The following is a 19,610-nucleotide window of genomic DNA, read 5'->3' as shown; positions in this document are numbered from 1 at the left end:
TCCCAGGGTTACCAGCGTCATCAGCTCCACGACACTGGAAAACAACAACTCGCGTGGATACTGCCGCTGGCGGTGCTGCTCGAACACCTCGTCGATCCAGGCGGCCGGCAGCGCACGGTCCAGCGCCAGCCGGGTCATCACCGCCGCCGGGGCCTGCTGCTCGTACTTCTCAACGACAACCTGCCAGATGGTCCTTCTCCGCTTGCTTGACGATAGCGTCAAGCATACGGGCTGGGCTGAGAAAAGACGTTGAAAGGCATGGCTCTGAGAGCCTGCTCACGATCTCCAAGTACCTCGCGTTGGCCTCGCATGGCCGTCAGGTGGCGGTGCGTGGCGCCGGCCTGCCTGGCTGGCCGGCCAAGCCGCGCGCTGCCGCAAGGCGGCCATGCGAGGCCAACCCGGAGGGCCGGGTCTGTTGGCCCACAGGTCGGCGTCATCGCTCAGTCGTGGACGGACGTCCACGCCTTCACTCTTCCTTGGCCTGCGCGCAAACAGCTCCCGGCGCGAGGTACTTGAAGATCGTGAACAGGCTCTGACAGCCGGGCTCAGCCGGAGGCCGTGACGACGCGGTTGCGGCCGGCGCGCTTGGCGTCGTAGAGCGCGCGGTCCGCGCGGCGGATCAGGCCGTGCACGTCGGCGTCGTCCGGCCCGCGCACGGCGATGCCGGCTGATACCGTGATGCCCGGCATCCCGTCGCCGGGCACCGGTCGCAGCTTCGCGACGGCTGCCCGCATCCGCTCGGCCAGGGCCATGGTCTCCGCCAGGCCGGTGTCGGGCAGCAGGGCGAGGAATTCCTCGCCGCCCATGCGGCCCAGCACCACCGGCGGCCGCACCGTCGCGGCGATGCTGGCGGCCAGCACCGCCAGCACGCGGTCGCCGGCGGCGTGGCCGAAGTCGTCGTTGATGCGCTTGAAGTGGTCGACGTCGATCATCAGCACGGCCAGCGGCGTCCCGCGCGAACCGGCCTGCTGGAACAGGCGGTCGGCCTCCTCGTCCAGCGCGAGGCGGTTGAGCGTGCCGGTGAGCGGATCGGTGCGCGCCAGTCGGTGCAGCTCCGCCTGCGCCGCCTCGTTGTACATCAGCAGGAAGCCGACACTGGCCAGCACCGGCTCGACCGCGCTGTAGATCATCTGCGCCGCGTTGGCGGGCGAGTAGGCCAGCAGGCCGGCCGCGGCGGAAGGGTGGGAAAGCAGCTCGCCCAGCCGTCCGCACCAGCCCAGCAGGGCGCCCAGCAGCACCAGCAGCATCACCCGCTGCGCGCTCGAGCCACCGCGGCGCAGCGCATGGCGCAGCGGCCACGCCAGCAACAGCAGGTAGGCGCCCAGCGCCACCGACGCGATGTACACGCGTACGCGGTAGTCGGGCTCGACCACGCCGAACCAGGCGATGCCGAGCCAGCCGGCCACGCCGATCGCGGCCAGCAGGAGCCGCCGCTGCGGCGCGCCCAGCAGCAGGCGCAGCGCCCGCGCGCTCTCGGCGTAGGAGACCATCAGCACGCCGTTGGCGAGCACGATCGACAGCCAGTCGCTGGCGTGGCCGCGCAGCCCCATCAGCACCCAGCCCACCGCCTGCAGCAGCAGCACCGTGCCCCAGATGCGCAGGCTGGTGCGGGCGACGCCGGTGTAGGCCCGCGTGGCGGCGAGCAGCAGCGGCGCCAGCAGCAGGGCCTGCAGGGCGCCGAACAGGGCGATGGTGGCCAGGTCGATGCGCACGGTTGACGGGATGGTAGCCGCGATGGCGCCGGAAGCGGCACGGCGCCGGAGCGACGTATATCGGCCCGGGCTCCCGCGCCTTCAGCCCCGGCTCGCTCCCGCCGCCCCTAGCGCACGCCGCCGTGGATGCCGATGAACTGCAGGAACTCGGCGCGGGTGCGCGCGTCGTCGCGGAAGGTGCCGAGCATCTGGCTGGTGATCATCGACACGCCGCGCTTGTGCACGCCGCGGGTGGTCATGCACTCGTGGCTGGCGTCGACCACCACCGCCACGCCGGCGGGCTTGAGGTTTTCCTGGATGCAGTGTGCGATCTGCGCGGTGAGCTTCTCCTGCACCTGGAAGCGGCGCGCGTAGCCGTCCACCACGCGCGCCAGCTTGCTGATGCCGACCACGCGGTTGGTCGGCAGGTAGCCGACGTGGGCGCGGCCGATGATCGGCGCCATGTGGTGCTCGCAGTGGCTCTCGAACTCGATGTCGCGCAGCACGACCATCTCGTCGTAGCCCTCCACTTCCTTGAAGGTGCGGCGCAGGTATTCGCCCGGGTCCTCGGCGTAGCCGGCGAACCAGTCACGATAGGCCTTCACCACGCGCTTGGGGGTGTCCAGCAGGCCCTCGCGTCGCGGGTCCTCGCCGGCCCAGCGCAGCAGGGTGCGCACGGCTTCCTCGGCCTGGGCCTGGGTGACGTCGTCGGGCTGGTTCATGGGTAATCCTCGGGTGGGGCCGGTCCGCTAGTCTAGCCGGCGCAGGCTCAGGCGTCCTCGTCGGCCTCCGGTTCGCCGCCGGCGTCCTCGCCGAGCAGGCGCGTGGCCTCGTCGCCGGCCAGCGATTCCACGTCGCGCAGCTTGCGCTTGATCGCGCGCGTGCGCACGCCGGTGGCCTCGATGTGCCTGCCGGCCTCGTCGAGTTTCTTCTTGACCTTGTCCAGCACCTCGCCGAACTTGCCGAACTCGCCCTTCACCGCACCGAGCAGTTGCCAGACCTCGCTGCTGCGCTTCTCGATCGCCAGCGTGCGGAAACCCATCTGCAGCGCGTTGAGGATCGCGGTGAGCGTGGTCGGCCCGGCCACGGTGACCCGGTGCTCGCGCTGCAGCGCCTCGAACAGGCCCGGCCGGCGCAGCACCTCGGCGTACAGGCCCTCGGTGGGCAGGAACAGGATGGCGAAGTCGGTGGTGTGCGGCGGCGCCACGTACTTGGCCCGGATGGTCTTCGCCTCCTCGCGCACGCGGCGCTCCAGCGCCAGCGCGGCGAGGCCGGCGGCCTCGGCGTCGGCGCGTTCCTGCGCCTCGAGCAGGCGCTCGTAGTCCTCGCGGGGGAACTTCGCGTCGATCGGCAGCCACACCGGGTGCTCGGCGTCGGCGCCGGGCATGCGCAGGGCGAACTCCACGCGCTCGTTGCTGCCCGGCACGGTGGCGTGATTGGCGCGGTACTGCTCGGGCGTCAGCAACTGGTCGAGCAGGGCGCCCAGCTGCACCTCGCCGAGGATGCCGCGCGTCTTCACGTTGCCCAGCACGCGCTTGAGGTCGCCCACGCCGGTGGCCAGGCTCTGCATCTCGCCCAGGCCGCGCTGCACCGCCTCCAGCCGTTCGGAGACCAGCTTGAACGACTGGCCGAGGCGCGTCTCCAGCGTGCTCTGCAGCTTCTCGTCCACGGTGGCGCGCATCTTCTCCAACTGGGCGGCGTTGTCCTGCTGCAGCGACTTCAACTGCGCCTCCAGCGTGCCGCGCACCTCGCCCATGCGCTTCTCGTGTTCGGCGCCCAGCGCGGCCAGGCGCTGCTGCTGCTGCTCGCCGAAGCGGTCCAGCGCCTGCGCCAGTTCCCCGCGGCCCTTGCGCGCGTCCTCGGCCAGGCGCTGGGCCAGCGTCTGCAGGCCGGCGCTGGTGCCGTCGGTGAGCGCGGCCAGGCGCTGGCCGAAGCCCTCGATGCGTTCGGCCTGCTGGCGCGACATCCCGGCCAGCTGCTCGCCGACATGGCCGCGGAAGCGGTCGAAGCCCTGCTGCAGTTCCTCGCGGCCGCCGCGCTGTTCCTCGCGCAGCGCGCGCTGCAGGCGCTCGTTGTCGTCCTTCAGCGCGTCCAGCCGCGCATGCAGGCCGGCGTCGCCGCGCCCGCGCAGCAGCAGGGCCAGCTGCAAGGCCAGCACCAGCAGGGCGAGGATGACGAGGACGACGAGCAGGGTGGTGCTGGAGGGCATGGCGGGTTTCCCGGGAAGACGGCCACCAGTGTACGTCCAGCCCATCGCAAGGCTTGCGACATTCACGCCGCCTTCGCCGCGTCGTCGCATGATCGGTGGATCGACGGCCGCCGGGAGCCCCGCATGGACTACAGTCACGACTACCTGATTGTCGGCGGCGGCATGGCGGCCGACGCTGCGGCCAAGGCGATCCGCGAACGGGACGCCGGCGCCGACGTCGGCATCGTCGGCGCCGAGCCGCATGCGCCCTACCAGCGCCCGCCGCTGTCCAAGGCGCTGTGGAAGGGCGACAAGACGCCGGCCGACATCGCGCTGGGCACCGCGGCCAGCGGCGCCGCGCTGCACCTCGGCCGCCGCCTGGTCTCGCTGGACCCCGCCGCGCACCTGCTGCGCGACGAGCGCGGCGACAGCTTCCGCTACCGCCGCCTGCTGCTGGCCACCGGCGCCACGCCGCGGCGGCTGCCGTTCGCGGCCAACGAACGGGTGATCCACTTCCGCACCCTGGACGACTACCGCGCCCTGCGCGGCTACGCCGAACCGGGCGCGCACATCGCCGTGGTGGGCGGCGGCTTCATCGGCAGCGAGCTGGCGGCCGCGCTGACCGGGGCGGGCTGCCGCGTGACGATGGTCTTCCCCGGCGCGGCGATCGGCGCCGGCCGCTACCCGGACGGGCTGGCGGCCTTCCTCGATGACGACTACCGCGCCCGCGGCGTGACCTTGTGCGCCGGCGTGCGCGTGGCCGATGGCCGCGCCGGCCACGACAGCGTGGAGCTGGCCCTGTCCGACGGCGAGACGCTGCGCGCGGACGCCGTGGTCGCCGGCCTGGGTGTGACACCGGACACCGCGCTGGCCGAACAGGCCGGGCTGGCGGTGGACGACGGCATCGTGGTCGATGCACAGCTGCGCAGCAGCGACCCCGACATCTGGGCCGCCGGCGACGTGGCCCGCTTCTTCAACCCCGCGCTGGACCGGCACCTGCGCGTGGAACACGAGGACGCCGCCACCGGCATGGGTCGCCACGCCGGCCGTGCCATGGCCGGCGCCCTGGACAGCTACGACACGCTGCCGTTCTTCTACTCCGACCTGTTCGACCTCGGCTACGAGGCGGTGGGCCTGCTCGACACCCGCCTCGAGGTGGTGGAGGACTGGCGCGAACCGTACCGCGAGGGCGTGGTGTACTACCTCGAACGCGGCCGCGTGCGCGGCGTGCTGCTGTGGAACACCTGGGACCAGGTGGACGCGGCCCGCGCGCTGGTCGCGGAGGCCGGGCCGTTCGACGCGGCATCGCTGCGCGGGCGGCTGCCGCGCGGCGCATGAGCAGGTTCCGGCGGCTCAGTGCCGCGGGTCGGCAGGGCCCGACCGCCAGAAGCCGGCGGGATAGTGCAGCTTCAGCACGGCCACGTCGTCGCCGTGCGGCTCGAACGGAAACGAAGTGCAGCCGTGGGCAACCTGCCGCTGGGCGGCAAGCCGGGTCAGTTTCACCACGGGGTTGCTTTCCGGCGCCGCCGCGGTGGAACCGGCCGAGGCGGCGTTCAGGTCGGTCTCGCGGATGGCCAGGCCGAAACCGTCGGCGCTGACGCCGTCCACGTAGCCGGCGGGGACGACATCCGCGCCTTTCAGCACCTCGATAGTCATCTGCTTGCCGCAACTGCCGATGCTCACCACCTGGATCGAGGGCAGCAGGGCGCGCACCAGTGCGTCCGCGGTCGTAGGCAGGTTGGCGGCCTGGGCGACGGGCAGGTCGATGCGCACCTTGTAGGCGTAGACGCCATGATGGAACAGATAGGCACGGGATTCGAATTCGCCCCGCTCCAGCTTCATGCGCAGTGACACCATGCGTCCCTGCCATTCGCTGCCGTCATGCTGGCGAAGGACATAAGGCGTGGAACCATCCTGGCGCGTGATGGTGTAGATGCCGCGTGCTTCCGCGGCTTTCACGCTGGCGCGGAAGCCTGATTCGAGCGCTTCCGGCGTGGCGTTGTCACCGGCAGGGTAAATGTAGATGTCCGTATTCAACGCCGGCGACAGCGCGTCGCGGTAGGTCAGGCCGACGCCGTCGACGAGGTCGCCCGTGTCGGCGTAGTTCACCGTGCGCGTGAGCGTGTATTCGGCAGAGTGCCTGGGCGCGATGATGTAGGTGTCTTCGATGGGCGCGCGCGGTTCGGCCTTGTCGCCGGCACGGGCGATGGACAACGAGAGACAGGCAAGCACGAAGCTCGCGGCGATCCTGCGCATGGGTCGATTCCCCCCGGTTTCCCCTGGTTGCCTACTTTGGCCCGGCATGCGCCGCCATGCAACGAAACTTCACTCCACCCGGCAGAACACCGCCTTGAGGTAACGGCTTTCCGGCACGTCGGCGCGCACCGGATGGTCGGCGCCGGCGCCGCGTACCTCCAGCACCTGGATCTCGCGGCCGGCGTTCAGCGCCACCCGGCGCAGCATCTCCAGGAAGTCCGCCTCGCCGACCAGGCCGGTGCAGGAGCAGGTCAGCAGCAGGCCGCCGGGCGGGATCACGTCCAGCGCCAGGCGGTTCATCGCGAAGTATTTCTTCAGCGCGTCGAACACCTTGTTGCGGTCGCGGGTGAGCTTGGCCGGGTCGAGGATCACCGCGTCGTATTGCTCGCCGCGCGCCACCGCGGCGCGCAGCCAGTCGAAGATGTCGGCCTGGTGGAAGTCCGCCGCCACGCCGTTCGCCGCGGCGTTGGCGCGGGCGATGTCGAGGATGCCGGCGTCCATGTCCACGCCGGTGGCCGCGCGCGCGCCGGCGGCCATCGCGTGCACCGCGAAGCCGCCGGCATTGCAGCACAGGTCGAGCACGCGGCGGCCCTGCGCCAGCTCGGCGAAGCGGCGGCGGTTGTCGCGCTGGTCGGCGAAGAAGCCGGTCTTGTGGCCGCAGCCGGGCGCGGCGTGGAAGCGCAGGCCGTGCTCGTGCACTTCCACCGCGGCGGGCACCTCGGCGGCGCGGCAGTCGAAGGATTCCTGTTTCTGCACGTGGTTCTCGGCGAACCAGTACAGCCGCGCGCCGGGGAACTCGGCGGCGAGCGCGGCGTGGATCGCGTCGCGGAAGCGCCACATGCCGGCGGCGAAGTACTCCACCACCAGGATGTCGGCATAGCGGTCCACGACCAGCCCGGACAGGCCGTCGCCCTCGCTGTGCACCACGCGCCAGGCGTCGGTGTCGCGGTCCAGTCGCAGCAGTTCGCGGCGCAACTGCACCGCGCGGCGGATGCGCGCGGCGATCCAGTCCGCGTCGACCGTCTCGGCCGGGTCGGCGGTGAGCAGCCGCAGCGCGATGCGCGCGTGGCCGTTCCAGAAGCCGCGGCCCACGAAGCGGTCCTTCGCGTCCACCACCTCCACCACGCTGCCGGGCGGGATGCGTTCGGCCGGCTTGTGCACCTGCGCCGACCACACCCACGGGTGGCCGGGCGTGCGGTCGGATTTCAGGCGGATGACGGGGGGCGTGGCGGGCGTGTTCATCCGCCCATGATAGCCGGGCCGCGCGACGGCCCGGCGGCGCTCAGCGCAGTTTCAAGGCCAGCCACGACGCCAGCGCCAGCAGGTTGACGCCGATGCGCGAGGCGGCGGGACCGGCCAGCGCCAGGCGGAAGCCCTCGCTGCCGAAGTGCGCGTCCAGCAGCAGGTGCGGCGGCCAGTGCAGCGTGGCGAACAGGTTGACGAAGGCGCCGCAGTGCAGGCCGTAGCTGAACACCGGCGTGGCCAGCAGCGGCAGTTGCAGCAGCTGCGCCCAGCGCGAGAAGCGCACGCCGCGCTCGGCGCCTTCCAGCAGCAGCACGCCGGCGACCAGCACGAAGGCGTAGGCGGCCAGCGCCAGCAGCGCGGGCAGCGCGTCGTAGGCGTGGCGGGACGGCAGCAGGCGGTACAGCGTGGCGGCGAAGCCGTACAGGCCGCCGGCCACTTCGAGCATGCCGATCAGGCGGAACAGGACAGTGCGCATGGAGACTCCGGCAGTACGGTGGAATCGGGGCGGGCGCCGCCCGGTCGCGAAGGATGCGGCCCGGCGGCTGAAGCGCGGCTGGCGCTCATTCGAGCGCGTCGGCCAGTTCGTGCAGGTCGGCGATGTGCTGTTCCCACCAGCGCGATTCGGCGGCGAACGGGAAGGCGGCGGGGAAGGCCGGGTCGTGCCAGCGCTGCGCGATCCAGCCGGCGTGGTGCACCTGGCGCATCGCGCGCAGCGCGGGCACCAGGGCCAGTTCGGCGGGGTCGAAGTCGCGCATCGAGGCGTAGCCGTCCAGCAGCGACTGCAGCGCGCGCTCGTCGTGGGCGAGCATCCACAGGTCCTGCACCGCCGGGCCCGTGCGGGCGTCGTCGAGGTCGACGAAGTGCGGGCCGGCGTCGGTCCACAGCAGGTTGCCGGGGTGGCAGTCGCCGTGCAGGCGCAGCGTGCGCACCGGGCCGACGGCGTCGAGGCGCGCGGCGACGGCCGCGTCGAGCCGCCGCGCCGCGGCGCGGTAGCCGTCCCGCAGGTGGACGGGCAGCAGCGGCGAGCCCAGCACCGCCTGCACCGGTCGTTCAATCAGCGTGGTTCGGTCGACCGCGCCGCGGTGCGCGAAGGGCTGCCGCGAGCCGACCGCGTGCAGCCGCGCGATCAGCCGGCCCAGCCATTCCAGTTGCTCGGCCGATTCCAGCGCCGGCGCGCGTCCGCCGTGCCGTGGCGACAGCGCGTAGCGGTAGCCGCCGTGGTGCAGCAGGGTGCGGCCGCCGACGGCGAGCGGCGCCACCACCGGCAGCTCGGCCGCGGCCAGTTCCTGCGCGAAGGCGTGTTCCTCCAGGATCGCCGCGTCGCTCCAGCGGCCGGGCCGGTAGAACTTCGCGATCACCGGCGCGCCGTCCTCGATGCCGACCTGCCACACGCGGTTCTCGTAGCTGTTCAAGGCCAGCAGGCGGCCGTCCGGCCACAGGCCGCAGGCGCTGACCGCGTCGAGCACGAGGTCGGGGGTGAGGCGGGCGTAGGGGGCCGCAGCTTCAATCATAAAAAGCCCCATGAGCCGGGAATGCGCCTGTCATCCAGGCGCCCGGCCGTGCAGACCCGCCCACCGCGTTCGCCTTCTCTCCCCGCCGGGGAGAGCACCGCCCTGAGCTCGTCGAAGGGGATGGAGGTGAGGGGCGGTGGCTCGCGAAGGCGCGCACAGGAAACCGCTTCGGATTTGCCCTGTCGCGAGGTTGGCCCCTCACCCCGGCCCTCTCCCCGGCGGGGAGAGGGAGCACAACCCGTTGCCCGGTAGGCCGCCACGCCTTCACTTTCCCACCACCTCGGCCGGCACCACCGCCATGGTCAGCCGCGAGACGCACACCAGCTGCCCGGCCTCGTTCTCGATGCGGATCTCCCATACCTGGGTGGACCGGCCCAGGTGCAGCGCGCGGGCGGTGCCGGTGACCAGGCCCTCGCGCACGCCGCGCACGTGGTTGGCGTTGATGTCCAGGCCCACCGCGCGCTCCCGTGCCGGGTCCAGCGTGAGCATCGCCGCCACGCTGCCCAGCGTCTCGGCCAGCGCCACCGAGGCGCCGCCGTGCAGCAGGCCGTAGGGCTGGCGCGTGCGCGCGTCGACCGGCATGGTGCCGCGCAGCCAGTCCCCGCCCACCTCGGTGACGCGGATGCCCAGCGCTTCCAGCAGCGTGCCTTCGCGCCACGCGGCGAGGCGTTCCAGGTCGGTGTCCTGCTTCCAGATGCTCATGCTCGATACCCGTGGGAAAGGCCCGCATTGTCGATCCGGCGCATCGCGGCGACAATTGCGCCGTGCCCATCGTGACCCTGAAACATTCCGGCCGTCGCTTCGAGGTGGCCGCCGGCGAGACCGTGCTGGAAGCCGCGCAGCGCGCCGGCATCGCGCTGCCGTACTCCTGCCGTGCCGGGGTCTGCGGCAGTTGCAAGGCCACCCTGCTGGAGGGGCAGTGCGGCTACCCGCTCAATCCGCCGTTGGCGCTGGACGCGCACGAGCGTGCGCAGCACGCGGTGCTGCTGTGCCAGGCGGTGCCGGCCGACGACCTGCTGCTGGAAGCGCGCGAGGTGGTCTCGGTGGAAGACGTGGCGCGCCGCCGGCTGCGCGTGCGCGTGGCGGAGCGGCGCGCGCTGGCGCCGGACGTCACCGGCCTGGTGCTGCTGCCGCAGGATGAGGAGGCGCGCCTGCGCTGGCTGCCCGGGCAATACCTGGACGTGCTGCTGGACGACGGCCAGCGCCGGCCGTTCTCCATCGCCAACGGGCCGCGCAGCGACGGCGAGATCGAGCTGCACGTGCGCCACGTGGCCGGCGGCGGCTTCACCTCGTGGGTGGCCGATGCGCTGAAGGCGGGCGACACGCTGCACGTCGAGGGCCCGCTGGGCACCTTCGTGCCGCGCGAGGACTCGGAGCGGCCGATGGTCTTCGTCGCCGGCGGCACCGGTTTCGCGCCGGTGGGGGCGATCGTCGAGCACTTCCTGGCGCTGGGCACGCGCCGGGGCATGGACGTGTACTGGGGCGCGCGCCGCGCCGCGGACCTGTACCTGCGCGAACGGGTCGAAGCCTGGGTTCGCCGCGCGCCCAACCTGCGCTTCCATCCGGTGCTGTCCGAACCCGCCGAGGCGCGCGCCGCGGGCCTGCGCGAAGGACTGGTGCACGCGGCGGTGCTGGCCGACCACCCGGACCTGTCCGGCCACGACGTCTACATGAGCGGCCCGCCGGCGATGATCGACGCCGGCCGCCACGCCTTCGTCGCCGCCGGCCTGCCGGAGGAACGGCTGTACTACGACTCGTTCGACTATGCGCCCGACGTGCTGGCGAAGATCATCGCCGGCCGCGCCGGCATCCACGAGCGCCGCGCGGGCTGACGCGCGGCGCGGGCGCCGGCTGCTACTTCGCGCCCTTCGCCAGCGGCAGCTGCGCCTGCTGCCAGGACAGCACGCCGCCGCCCAGCACGTACACCTTGGTGAAGCCGGCCTTGACCAGCCGCGGCGCGGCCTTGGCCGAGTTGCCGCGGCCGTCCTTGTCCATCACCACCACCGGCAGTTCCTTCGCCCTGGCGAGGTCCTTGTTCTCCGGGTCGAACTGGCTCATCGGCACGTGCCGCGCGCCGGGCACGTGCATTTTCTCGAAGTCGGCGCGGGCGGACAGGTCGATCAGCAGCGGGTTCTCGCGGTTGATCAGCAGGGTCAGCGCGGCGGGGGTGAGTTCCTTGTACTTGCGGAACAGCACGGCCACGTAGCTGGCGATCACCGCCAGCAGCAGGATCACGAACAGCGCCGACAGCGCCAGGTGGTTGTTCGCGAACTGGGGCAGCTTGTGCAGGAAGTCGTTCATGGCGGATCCGGTGCGCGCGGCGGGCGCCGCGGGTCAGGGAAACCGCCGATTGTACGGTATGTGGCCGGGCCTGCGCCGGCGCTACTGCGTGATGTCCGGCAGGCCGCTTTCCAGCCACCAGCGGTTGAGCTTGGGGTCGTAGCGCCACAGCTGGCGGTCCACGATGGTGCGCTCGGCCTGGGTGTTGCGGTTGATCAGGCCGATCTTCACCACCTGGCGCACCTGGTTCTCGCCGTCCGGCACCGCGCCGCCGCCCTCGTCGTAGTCGCTCACGCGCACCTGCTGGTAGCGCGCCATGTCCAGCGGGCTGAGCGGGTGCTGCCTGCGCACCTCGGGATCGACGAACTGCTCCGCGCTGGCGAAGCCGTCCCAGCGCATGGCGTTGCCGTAGGCCAGCAGGGTCTCGGTCAGCGTCTGGCTGCGGCGGTCGGCGGCGCAGCCGGCCAGGAGCAGGGCGGCGAGCGTGGCGGTCGCGGCGACGGTGATGCGGCGCATGGGCGGTCTCCCCCGTGAAAACCGCCTCATTCTGCCGCAATCGCGCTCAGGCGTGCGTGTCCGCCGGCACGCGGCGCTTGGCCACGAAGCGCGCGGAAAGCGTGGCGGCGGGGCGGCCATCGTCGCCCGGCACGTCGCAGGCCACCTCGATGCGCGCCTTGCCGCGCGCGGCGAGGGTGGCGAAGAAGCCGGCCCAGTCCGCGTCCCCGGCCAGCCGCGCCTCGGCGCGGAAGTCGCTCCACACGGGTTGCAGGTAGCGCACGGTGGACTCGCCCACGAACACGTCGCAGTCCTCGCCGCGCCCGCGCAGCGCCAGTTCCACCAGGCCCCAGCCCGCCAGCGTCAGCAGGCTCACCAGGCTGCCGCCGAAAGCGCAGCCCTTGTCGTTGACGTTCGGCGCCAGCGGCGCGCGCAGGCTCAGCAGGTCGTCGTCGTGGGCAAGCAGTTCGAGCTCCATCGCCCGCGCGAGCGGGATACTGTCGCGGATGAAATGGACGAGTTCACGGGCGGCGTGGTCGGTCATGCGGCGGGGAAGGGGAGCGGGGAAGCGCCGGATTGTAATGCGGCGCCACCGCCCCGAAATGCGCCGCCGTATCGTGGGCGGCGTCCGACCGGCGGGCATGGCGCGGCTCAGGCGAACGGCTGGTCGATGGCGGGCGAGGGCTCAGTGAACCACGCAGCGCCGTCCGCCGTGACAAAGAAGTGGTCCTCCAGCCGCACGCCGAAGCGCCCGGGCACCACGATCATCGGTTCGTCGCTGGCGCACATGCCGGGCGCCAGCGGCGTGGCATCGCCGCGCACCAGGTACGGTGCCTCGTGGATGGCCATGCCGCAGCCGTGGCCGGTGCGGTGCGGGATACCGGGCAGGCGGTAGCCGGGGCCGAGGCCGGCGCGTTCCACCACGGCGCGCGCGGCGGCGTCGATCGCCTCGCACGGCACGCCGGGCCGCACGGCCTCGAACGCGGCGCGCTGCGCGGCCTGCTCCAGCATCCAGATGCGTTCCACCTCGCCGTCGACGCGGCCGAAGGCGTAGCAGCGGGTGATGTCGGAGTGGTAGCCCTCGACGGTGCAGCCGGTGTCGATCAGCACCAGCTGGTTTTCCTCCAGCCGTTGCTCGCCGGGCAGGCCATGCGGATAGGCGGTGGCCTGGCCGAACTGCACGATGCAGAAGCTGGAGCCGTCGTCGGCGCCCAGCGCGCGGTGCGCCTCGTCGATGAAGCGCACCAGCTCGCGATTGCCGAGCCCGGCGTGCAGCACGCGCGCGGCGAGCCGGTGCACCGCCAGCGTCATCGCGGTGGCCTGCTGCATCAGCGCCAGCTCGGCCGGCGACTTGCGCATGCGGCAGCCGTCGATGATCGCGCCGGCGTCGGCGGTCGCCTGGCCGTCCAGTGCCGCGCGCAGTTTCGTCGCTGCCAGGCTGGGTGCGGCGGGGTCGAGCGCGAGGCCGTGCGCATGATGCTCGCGCAGGGTGGTGGCGACCAGCGCGTACGGGCTTTCGTGTTCCTCCCACGTGCGCACGTCCGCGTCGATGCGCAGCACGGCGGCGAGCGAGCCGGTCTCGAACGCGGGGCAGACCACGACGGGTTTTCCGGCAGCGGTGAGCAGCAGCGCCACCAGCCGCTCGCTGGCGCCCCACGGGATGCCGGCGAAGTAGCGCAGCGAGGCGCCGGCGGTGACCAGCAGCGCGTCCGCGCCGGCTGCGCGCATCAGCGCGCGGGCGTGGTCGAGGCGAGCCTGGTATTCGTCGGTGCGGATCGGCGCGGCGCGGACCGGCCACGGCGCCAGCGCGGCGCGCGCGGCGGCGGGGTCGAGGCCGCCGATCTGGCGCGTGGCCGTGATGTCGTTCACGGCATGGCGCCTGGCTCGATGTCGTGAGTGCCCCAGCGGCCGTCCACCTTGCGCGCGATGCCGCCCGGGTTGCGATCGCGCAGCTCCGGCGGCAGCAGCGCATCGGCGACATGGTCGTAACAGTGCAGGGCGGCGAAGCGGCGGATCGCCGCGGGCATGCCCACCGCGGTGAAGCCGGGATGGCCGGTGCTGGGCCAGGGGCCGCCGTGGTTCATCGCGGCGCTCACCGCCACGCCGGTGGGCATGCGGTTGGCGATCAGGCGCCCCACGCGCGGGCGCAGCGCGCGCGCCAGCCGCGCCATCGCCGCGTCGTCCCGGCCGTCGGTGGCGCCGTAGAGCGTACCGGTGAGGTTGCCTTCCAGCCGGGCCGCCAGCGCCAGCGCTTCGTCCACGTCGTGCGTGCGCACCAGCAGGCTGACCGGGCCGAACGCTTCGCGCTGCAGCTCGACCGGATGCCTGAGGAAGCCGCGCGCGTCCACCTGCAGCAGCGTGGGGCGGAAGCGGTAGCCGGGGCCGGCGGACGTGCCGCCGACGAGGCAGGTGGCACCCCAGCCTTGCAGCGCCTCCACCGCTTGCTGCAGGCCGTCCCTTACGCCACGTGAAAACAGCACGCCCGGCGGCGCGGCCTTGAAGCGGTTCATGGCCGCGGTCACGAAGGCGTCGCCGTCGGCGTCGTCGGGCACGACCACCAGGCCCGGGTTGGTGCAGAACTGGCCGCTGCCGGCGGTGCAGGAGGCGACGAATTCCTCGGCCAGCGCGGCGCCGCGCTCGGCCAGCGCGCCGGGCAGCAGGAACACCGGGTTGATGCTGGACATCTCCAGGCAGGCCGGCACGCCGGCGGCGTCGGCGGCGGCCTTCAACGCCATGCCGCCGGCACGGCTGCCGGTGAAGCCCAGCGCGCCGAGGCGCGCGTCACCGGCCAGGCGAAGGCCCAGCGCGCGGTCGTAGTCGTACAGCATCTGCACCGTGGCGGGAGGCAGGCCGGCATCCCGCACGGCGCGATGGGCGAGCTGTGCCAGCCGCTCGCTGGTGGCCGGGTGCGAGGGGTGCGCCTTGGCGATCACCGGATTGCGCGCGGCGATCGCCGAGGCGAAGTCGCTGCCGGCCACCGCGTTGAACGCCAGCGGGAAGTTGTTCGGCCCGAACACCGCCACCGGCTTGTGCAGCGGCGCGTAATGCGAGCGCAGGCCGGCGGCGGTGTCGATGGTGGGCTCGGTCCAGGCGAAGTCGCGCACCGCCTGCGCCGCCAGTCGCAGCTGGCGGCTGGTGCGCGGCAGTTCCACCTTCGCCAGCCGCGTCTCGGCGGGCAGCGCGGTCTCGGCGTGGGCCAGCGCCACCAGCGTTTCGGCGTCGTCGTCGATGGCCTGCGCATAGGCGTCGAGGAAGCCGGCGATGCGCGCGGGCGGCGTAGCGGCCAGTGCATCGGCGGCTGCGCTGGCGGCGGCCAGCGCGGCTTCCACGTCGGCTGCGCCGCAGATGGGATAGGCCGGGCCGATGGCCTCCCCGGTGGCCGGGTCCTCGGCGCGGAAGCTCCCGGCGGGTTCGGCCGGCGCGCGCCATGCGCCGGCTAGAAGAAGCGGCCGCACGTCCATCTCAGTGCTCCGGGCGGCGGGCGTTGGCTTCGCGGATCACGCGCAGCGCGGCCTCGCGCTCGGCGCCCTCCACCGCCAGGCGCGGCGCGCGCACGCGCTCGCTGCCCATGCCCGTCTCCTGCTGCGCCAACTTGATCAGCTGCACGAACTTCGGCACGGTGTCCAGCCGCAGCAGCGGCAGGAACCACGCGTACAGTGCGGCCGCCGCGGCGTAGCCGCCGTCGCGGGCCAGCTCGAACAGCCGCACCGATTCGCGCGGGTAGGCGTTGACCAGGCCCGCGATCCAGCCCGTGGCGCCCATCGCGAGGCCTTCGACGATGGCATCGTCCATGCCCACCAGCAGTTCCAGCCGATCGCCCAGCAGCGACTTCAGCGCGGCGAAGCGGCGCACGTCGCCGGAGGATTCCTTCACCGCCTGCACGTTGGGATGTTCGGCGGCGAGCTGGGCGATCTGCTCGGGCGAGAAGTCGGTCCGGTACGCCACCGGGTTGTTGTAGAGCATGCACGGCAGGTCGGTGGCCGCGATCACCGCGCCCACGTGCGCGCCCATCTCGCGCCAGTCGGAGGAATACACGTAGGGCGGCAGCACCATCAGGGCGGCGCAGCCCGCGAGCTTGGCCTCGCGCGCCAGGCGCACGCCCTCGTCGGTGGACAGCGCGGCGATGCCGGGGACCACCGGCGCGCGGTCGCCGATGGCCGCCACCAGCGTGCGCATGATGGCCACCTTCTCCTCGAACGACAGCGTGGCCGCCTCGCCCAGCGAGCCCAGCGGCACGATGCCGGTGCAGCCGGCGTCGACCAGCTGGCGCGCGTGCTGCGCGAGGAAGGCGTGGTCCACGCTGCCGTCGGCGGCGAAGGGCGTGGTGATGGCGGGAATGACGCCGCGCCAGAGGGAAGGCTTGTTCATGGTTCGATCTCGGGAATCGTGGGTTGAAGGAAGGCGGCCAGCGTGGCCAGCCGCGCGGGGAACAGCGGCGGGCGGCGCAGGCCGCCGCGCGGGAAGCGGCCGAGTTCGGCCAGCGCGGCGCCGCAGATGCGGCCCTGGCAGGCGCCCATGCCGCAGCGGGCGACGAGGCGTGCGCTGCGTGCATCGACGCAGCCGTCCAGCGCGGCCAGCGGCACGTCCTCGCAGCGGCAGACGATGGTGCCGGCATCGGCCAGCGCGCGCAGGCGCGGGTCGAGCGCGAACTGCCGCGCCAGCAGCGCGGCGAAGCGGCGCGCCCGGACGCGCGCCGGCCGCAGCGCGCGCGCCGCGGCTTCGTTGCCGCCGGCCACGTGGCCGGCGAGGGCGCCCTCGATGCGCGCGGCGGCGAGCCCGGCCACGCCGACGGCTTCGCCGGCTGCCAGCACGCCGGGGACGCTGGTGCGCAGCAGCTCGTCGGCCTGCACGCGCGGATGCACCGTGTCGTGGTCGAGCGCACAGCCCAGCAGGGCGGCCAGCTCGATGTTGGGCACCAGGCCGTAGCCGACGGCGAGGTGGTCGCACGCGATTTGCCGCGTGCCGTGCGCGTCGTGCAGTTCCACGCCTTCCAGTTGTGTCGTGCCGAACGCGCGGCGCACGAAGCTGCCGCAGCGGTACGGCACGCCGGTCAATGCGGCGCGCAGCCGCGCGGCCTGCAGCGCGCGCGCCGGCCAGCGCCACAGCTGCGCCGCGAACGCGGCGACGCGGGCGGCGGACGCCTGTTCGTGGATGCCCAGCACCTCGGCGCCGTGCCGGCGCAGCGTGGCCGCGGCGGCCAGCAGCAGCGGGCCGCTGCCGGCCACCAGCACGCGCTTGCCGGCCAGTGGCCAGCCCTGCTTGGCCAGCGCCTGCAGGCCGCCGGCGCCGGTCACGCCGGGCAGGGTCCAGCCGGGGAAGGGCAGCAGCAGCTCGCGCGCGCCGGTGGCGAGGACGACGTGCGCGGCCTCGATCGCCACCGCGCCCTCGGGCGTTTCCGCCAGCAGGCGGCGGCCGTCGGCGGCGACGACCTGGTGGTGCGGGCGCCAGTCCACCTTGCCGCCGACCGCGCGGATCGCGGATCGCGCCGCGTGCGGTGCGCGGTGCGCCACGTCGTGCCGCCAGACCTGGCCGCCGCAGCGCGGCTGCGCGTCCAGCAGCAGCACCCGCGCGCCGTGCCCGGCCGCAGTGCGCGCCGCCGCCAGCCCGGCGGGGCCGGCGCCGATCACCGCCACGTCGCAGCGCTCAACCATGGGTATCCACCTGCATGCCTTCGCGCACGGGCACCATGCAGGCGCGCAGTTGCACGCGGCCATCGATGCGCACCCGGCATTCGAAGCACACGCCCATGCCGCACAGCGGTGCGCGTGGCGCGCCGTGCACGGAGTCGCGGAAGCGCGTGGGCGCGACCCGCGCTACCGCGGCCGCCACGCTGGCGCCCTCGGGCACCTCGACTGGTTGGCCGTCCACCTGCAGCCGCACGCTGGCGTGCGCCGTCATGGCAGTACCCTCGATGGCGCGTAGGGCGCGGGATCGATCGCCGGTGTCCGGCCCAGGATCAGGTCCAGCAGCAGCCGCGCGCTGCCCGGCGCGGTGGTCACGCCCAGGCCTTCGTGGCCGGCGGCGACCCACAGGTCGGCATGGCCGGGCACGGCGCCGAGGTAGGGGCGCCCGTCCGGGGTGGCGGGGCGGAAGCCGGTCCAGGCGCGGATCGCCTGCAGCTCGCGCAACGCCGGCATGAAGCGGAACGCGCGCTGCAGCATGCGCGCCAGCATCGGCGGCGAGACCGCGGCGTCGTCGACGTCGAACTCGCGCGAGGACCCGACCAGCACCTGCCCGGTCGGCCGCGGCTGCACGTTGAAGGCCACGCTGCTGCCGTCGCTGCCGTGCGCGCTGTCGGCGTAGCCCAGCTCCAGCACCTGGTGGCGCAGTTGCCCGGGATAGCGGTCGGTGATGACCAGGTGCCCCTTGCGCGGACGCAGCGGCAGCTGCGGCAGCAGGCGTGGCAGGGCGCAACCGGTGGCGACCAGCACCGGGCCGCGCAGCACGCTGCCGTCGTCCAGCACCGCGCCGCCCCGGCCGAGCCGCTGCACCGCGCGGCGGTGCAGTGCGGCGCCGCGCGCACAGGCGCGGCGCACCAGGTGCTGCGCCATCCGCGGCGGATAGACCACCGCCTCGCGCGGCGCCAGCATGCCGGCGCACAGGTCCGGCGCCAGCGCGGGCTCGACCTCGCGCAGCTGCTGCGCGTCGAGCGCATGCGCCTCGCCGCCGGAGGCGTTGATGCGCGCCACGCGCGCCGCGATGCCGGCGGCCTCGTCCGCGCTGGCGGCCACCCACAGCGTGCCGCAGCGGCTGAATTCCGCCTCCGGCAGTTCGGAGAACGCTTCCCAGGCCTGCAGCGACAACCGCGCCAGCGCGAGTTCCGCCGGGTCGTCGTCCATCGCCACCAGGTGCCCCATCGCGCAGGCGGTGGCGCCGCCGCCGACCGTCGCCGGCTCGACGATGGCCACGCGCAGCCCCGCCGCCGCCGCTTCGTCGGCGCAGCAGGCGCCCACGATGCCGGCGCCGACGACGATGAGGTCGTAGCCGTTCATTCCGCGCCGCTGCCCCAGGCGAACGGGTCGCTTTCGTCGATCAGCAGCGTGCCCTCGGCGGTGACGTGCGCGCTGCCGGTGATGCGCGGCAGCACGCCGTCCCCGGCCGGCGCGTAGCGCGCCTCGAACACGCTGCCGAGGATGCTTTCCTGCCGCCACGGCTGGCCCGGCGCGAGCTTGCCGTCGGCGGCGAGGCAGGCCAGCTTGGCGCTGGTGCCGGTGCCGCAGGGCGAGCGGTCGTAGGCCATGCCGGGGCACAGCACGAAGTTGCGCGCGTCGACGCCGGGCGTGGGCGAGGGCGCGTTGATCTCGATGTGGTCGATCTCCGCGCCGCCGGCGCCGCGGATGCCGGCGGCTTCCAGCGCGTGGCGGATCGCCTCGGCATAGGCGGTCAGCCCGCGCTGGCGGCGCACCTCCAGCGGCATCGGCGTGTCTTCGGTGATGAAGAACCAGTTGCCGCCCCAGGCGACGTCGCCGCGCACGCTGCCGTGGCCGGGCACGTCGATGCGCAATCCCGCCGCATGGCGGTAGCTCTTCACGTTGTCGACGGAGACGCGGCCGTCCGCGTGCAGTTCCGCGCCCACGGTGCCCACCGGCGTGTCCACGAGGTGGCGGCCCGGCGCGATGCGTCCCAGGTGCGCCAGCGTGCGTACCACGCCGATGGTGCCGTGGCCGCACATGCCGAGGTAGCCAACGTTGTTGAAGAAGATCACCCCGGTGCAGGCGCCGGCGCTCCGCGGCGGGCGAAGCAGGGCGCCGACCACGGTGCTGGAGCCGCGCGGCTCGCAGGCGATGGCGCTGCGCCAGGCGTCGAATTCGCGGTGGAAACGGGCACGCTGTTCGGCCAGCGTGCCGTGGCCGAGGTCGGGGAAGCCGTCGAGGACGGTGCGGGTCGGTTCGCCGCCGGTATGCGAGTCGATGAACGTGAGGGTGCGCATGCCTTCATGGTCGG

General features: G+C 73.3%; 20 protein-coding genes and 1 pseudogene. 2 read left to right on the top strand and 19 right to left on the bottom strand.

Annotation, left to right across the window (positions count from 1 at the left end):
• The 4 genes and pseudogenes from QMK61_RS11105 to rmuC all read right to left on the bottom strand — a co-directional run.
• Positions 1-138: pseudogene (locus tag QMK61_RS11105) on the bottom strand (IS4 family transposase); the annotation flags it as partial.
• A gap of 407 nt (positions 139-545) precedes the next feature.
• A complete protein-coding gene (locus QMK61_RS11100) occupies positions 546-1,712 on the bottom strand; it encodes a GGDEF domain-containing protein (protein WP_302072267.1) in 1,167 nt (388 codons plus the stop codon).
• 107 nt (positions 1,713-1,819) lie between these two features.
• Positions 1,820-2,413, bottom strand: coding sequence for a GTP cyclohydrolase I FolE (folE, locus tag QMK61_RS11095; RefSeq protein WP_302072266.1), 594 nt, complete (start codon positions 2,411-2,413; stop codon positions 1,820-1,822).
• Positions 2,414-2,460: 47 nt separating this feature from the next.
• Positions 2,461-3,900: a DNA recombination protein RmuC gene (gene rmuC, locus QMK61_RS11090; RefSeq protein WP_302072265.1), complete on the bottom strand. Its 1,440-nt coding sequence runs from the start codon at positions 3,898-3,900 to the stop codon at positions 2,461-2,463.
• A gap of 123 nt (positions 3,901-4,023) precedes the next feature.
• Here rmuC and QMK61_RS11085 point away from each other — a divergent pair, with 123 nt between their 5' ends.
• A complete protein-coding gene (locus QMK61_RS11085; RefSeq protein ID WP_302072264.1) occupies positions 4,024-5,217 on the top strand; it encodes an FAD-dependent oxidoreductase in 1,194 nt (397 codons plus the stop codon).
• Positions 5,218-5,232: 15 nt separating this feature from the next.
• Here QMK61_RS11085 and QMK61_RS11080 read toward each other — a convergent pair whose 3' ends face one another.
• The 5 genes from QMK61_RS11080 to QMK61_RS11060 all read right to left on the bottom strand — a co-directional run bounded on the left by QMK61_RS11080 (position 5,233) and on the right by QMK61_RS11060 (position 9,593).
• Positions 5,233-6,135, bottom strand: coding sequence for a hypothetical protein (locus tag QMK61_RS11080; protein ID WP_302072263.1), 903 nt, complete (start codon positions 6,133-6,135; stop codon positions 5,233-5,235).
• A gap of 69 nt (positions 6,136-6,204) precedes the next feature.
• A complete protein-coding gene (locus tag QMK61_RS11075; RefSeq protein ID WP_302072262.1) occupies positions 6,205-7,377 on the bottom strand; it encodes a class I SAM-dependent rRNA methyltransferase in 1,173 nt (390 codons plus the stop codon).
• Positions 7,378-7,417: 40 nt separating this feature from the next.
• Positions 7,418-7,855: a hypothetical protein gene (locus tag QMK61_RS11070; protein WP_302072261.1), complete on the bottom strand. Its 438-nt coding sequence runs from the start codon at positions 7,853-7,855 to the stop codon at positions 7,418-7,420.
• A gap of 85 nt (positions 7,856-7,940) precedes the next feature.
• Entirely contained in the window at positions 7,941-8,891 is a 951-nt protein-coding gene (locus tag QMK61_RS11065; RefSeq protein WP_302072260.1) for a serine/threonine protein kinase, read from the bottom strand.
• A gap of 264 nt (positions 8,892-9,155) precedes the next feature.
• Positions 9,156-9,593: a hotdog fold thioesterase gene (locus tag QMK61_RS11060; protein ID WP_302072259.1), complete on the bottom strand. Its 438-nt coding sequence runs from the start codon at positions 9,591-9,593 to the stop codon at positions 9,156-9,158.
• A gap of 62 nt (positions 9,594-9,655) precedes the next feature.
• Here QMK61_RS11060 and QMK61_RS11055 point away from each other — a divergent pair, with 62 nt between their 5' ends.
• Positions 9,656-10,723 (top strand): 2Fe-2S iron-sulfur cluster-binding protein, encoded by a 1,068-nt coding sequence (locus tag QMK61_RS11055; protein WP_302072258.1) that lies wholly within the window; start codon positions 9,656-9,658, stop codon positions 10,721-10,723.
• A 22-nt stretch (positions 10,724-10,745) separates the two neighbouring features.
• On the opposite strand, the gene QMK61_RS11050 is transcribed toward QMK61_RS11055, so the two are convergent.
• The 10 genes from QMK61_RS11050 to QMK61_RS11005 form a co-directional block, all read right to left on the bottom strand.
• Positions 10,746-11,192 carry a rhodanese-like domain-containing protein gene (locus QMK61_RS11050; RefSeq protein WP_302072257.1) on the bottom strand — a complete coding sequence of 149 codons (447 nt, stop codon included), beginning with the start codon at positions 11,190-11,192 and terminating at the stop codon, positions 10,746-10,748.
• Positions 11,193-11,273: 81 nt separating this feature from the next.
• Positions 11,274-11,687, bottom strand: coding sequence for a hypothetical protein (locus QMK61_RS11045; protein WP_302072256.1), 414 nt, complete (start codon positions 11,685-11,687; stop codon positions 11,274-11,276).
• Between the two features lie 46 nt (positions 11,688-11,733).
• Positions 11,734-12,210 carry a YiiD C-terminal domain-containing protein gene (locus QMK61_RS11040; protein WP_302072255.1) on the bottom strand — a complete coding sequence of 159 codons (477 nt, stop codon included), beginning with the start codon at positions 12,208-12,210 and terminating at the stop codon, positions 11,734-11,736.
• A 107-nt stretch (positions 12,211-12,317) separates the two neighbouring features.
• Positions 12,318-13,526, bottom strand: coding sequence for a Xaa-Pro peptidase family protein (locus QMK61_RS11035; RefSeq protein WP_302072273.1), 1,209 nt, complete (start codon positions 13,524-13,526; stop codon positions 12,318-12,320).
• A gap of 5 nt (positions 13,527-13,531) precedes the next feature.
• Positions 13,532-15,127, bottom strand: coding sequence for an aldehyde dehydrogenase family protein (locus QMK61_RS11030; protein ID WP_302072254.1), 1,596 nt, complete (start codon positions 15,125-15,127; stop codon positions 13,532-13,534).
• A gap of 1 nt (position 15,128) precedes the next feature.
• On the bottom strand, positions 15,129-16,034 hold the full coding sequence (locus QMK61_RS11025) for a dihydrodipicolinate synthase family protein (RefSeq protein ID WP_302072253.1): 906 nt from the start codon (positions 16,032-16,034) through the stop codon (positions 15,129-15,131).
• Positions 16,031-17,317, bottom strand: coding sequence for an FAD/NAD(P)-binding oxidoreductase (locus QMK61_RS11020; RefSeq protein WP_302072252.1), 1,287 nt, complete (start codon positions 17,315-17,317; stop codon positions 16,031-16,033). The genes QMK61_RS11025 and QMK61_RS11020 overlap by 4 nt, the downstream gene beginning before the upstream one ends.
• Positions 17,310-17,564: a (2Fe-2S)-binding protein gene (locus QMK61_RS11015; RefSeq protein ID WP_302072251.1), complete on the bottom strand. Its 255-nt coding sequence runs from the start codon at positions 17,562-17,564 to the stop codon at positions 17,310-17,312. Before QMK61_RS11015 ends, QMK61_RS11020 begins: the two co-directional genes overlap by 8 nt.
• Positions 17,561-18,658 carry an FAD-dependent oxidoreductase gene (locus QMK61_RS11010; RefSeq protein WP_302072250.1) on the bottom strand — a complete coding sequence of 366 codons (1,098 nt, stop codon included), beginning with the start codon at positions 18,656-18,658 and terminating at the stop codon, positions 17,561-17,563. Before QMK61_RS11010 ends, QMK61_RS11015 begins: the two co-directional genes overlap by 4 nt.
• A complete protein-coding gene (locus tag QMK61_RS11005) occupies positions 18,655-19,596 on the bottom strand; it encodes a 4-hydroxyproline epimerase (RefSeq protein WP_302072249.1) in 942 nt (313 codons plus the stop codon). The genes QMK61_RS11010 and QMK61_RS11005 overlap by 4 nt, the downstream gene beginning before the upstream one ends.
• Positions 19,597-19,610 lie beyond the last annotated feature (14 nt).

The organism is Fulvimonas sp. R45, from assembly GCF_030504985.1.
Taxonomy (GTDB): Bacteria; Pseudomonadota; Gammaproteobacteria; order Xanthomonadales; family Rhodanobacteraceae; genus Rhodanobacter_A.
The sequence above is the reverse complement of the archived record's forward strand: the minus strand, read 5'-3'. Positions and strand labels throughout refer to the sequence as shown.

Coding starts and splice junctions, on each gene's coding strand:
- folE (WP_302072266.1), bottom strand. CDS start 2,413: ATGAACCAGCCCGACGACGTCACCCAGGCCCAGGCCGAGGAAGCCGTG.
- rmuC (WP_302072265.1), bottom strand. CDS start 3,900: ATGCCCTCCAGCACCACCCTGCTCGTCGTCCTCGTCATCCTCGCCCTG.
- QMK61_RS11085 (WP_302072264.1), top strand. CDS start 4,024: ATGGACTACAGTCACGACTACCTGATTGTCGGCGGCGGCATGGCGGCC.
- QMK61_RS11080 (WP_302072263.1), bottom strand. CDS start 6,135: ATGCGCAGGATCGCCGCGAGCTTCGTGCTTGCCTGTCTCTCGTTGTCC.
- QMK61_RS11075 (WP_302072262.1), bottom strand. CDS start 7,377: ATGAACACGCCCGCCACGCCCCCCGTCATCCGCCTGAAATCCGACCGC.
- QMK61_RS11070 (WP_302072261.1), bottom strand. CDS start 7,855: ATGCGCACTGTCCTGTTCCGCCTGATCGGCATGCTCGAAGTGGCCGGC.
- QMK61_RS11065 (WP_302072260.1), bottom strand. CDS start 8,891: ATGATTGAAGCTGCGGCCCCCTACGCCCGCCTCACCCCCGACCTCGTG.
- QMK61_RS11060 (WP_302072259.1), bottom strand. CDS start 9,593: ATGAGCATCTGGAAGCAGGACACCGACCTGGAACGCCTCGCCGCGTGG.
- QMK61_RS11050 (WP_302072257.1), bottom strand. CDS start 11,192: ATGAACGACTTCCTGCACAAGCTGCCCCAGTTCGCGAACAACCACCTG.
- QMK61_RS11045 (WP_302072256.1), bottom strand. CDS start 11,687: ATGCGCCGCATCACCGTCGCCGCGACCGCCACGCTCGCCGCCCTGCTC.
- QMK61_RS11040 (WP_302072255.1), bottom strand. CDS start 12,210: ATGACCGACCACGCCGCCCGTGAACTCGTCCATTTCATCCGCGACAGT.
- QMK61_RS11030 (WP_302072254.1), bottom strand. CDS start 15,127: ATGGACGTGCGGCCGCTTCTTCTAGCCGGCGCATGGCGCGCGCCGGCC.
- QMK61_RS11025 (WP_302072253.1), bottom strand. CDS start 16,034: ATGAACAAGCCTTCCCTCTGGCGCGGCGTCATTCCCGCCATCACCACG.
- QMK61_RS11020 (WP_302072252.1), bottom strand. CDS start 17,317: ATGGTTGAGCGCTGCGACGTGGCGGTGATCGGCGCCGGCCCCGCCGGG.
- QMK61_RS11015 (WP_302072251.1), bottom strand. CDS start 17,564: ATGACGGCGCACGCCAGCGTGCGGCTGCAGGTGGACGGCCAACCAGTC.
- QMK61_RS11010 (WP_302072250.1), bottom strand. CDS start 18,658: ATGAACGGCTACGACCTCATCGTCGTCGGCGCCGGCATCGTGGGCGCC.
- QMK61_RS11005 (WP_302072249.1), bottom strand. CDS start 19,596: ATGCGCACCCTCACGTTCATCGACTCGCATACCGGCGGCGAACCGACC.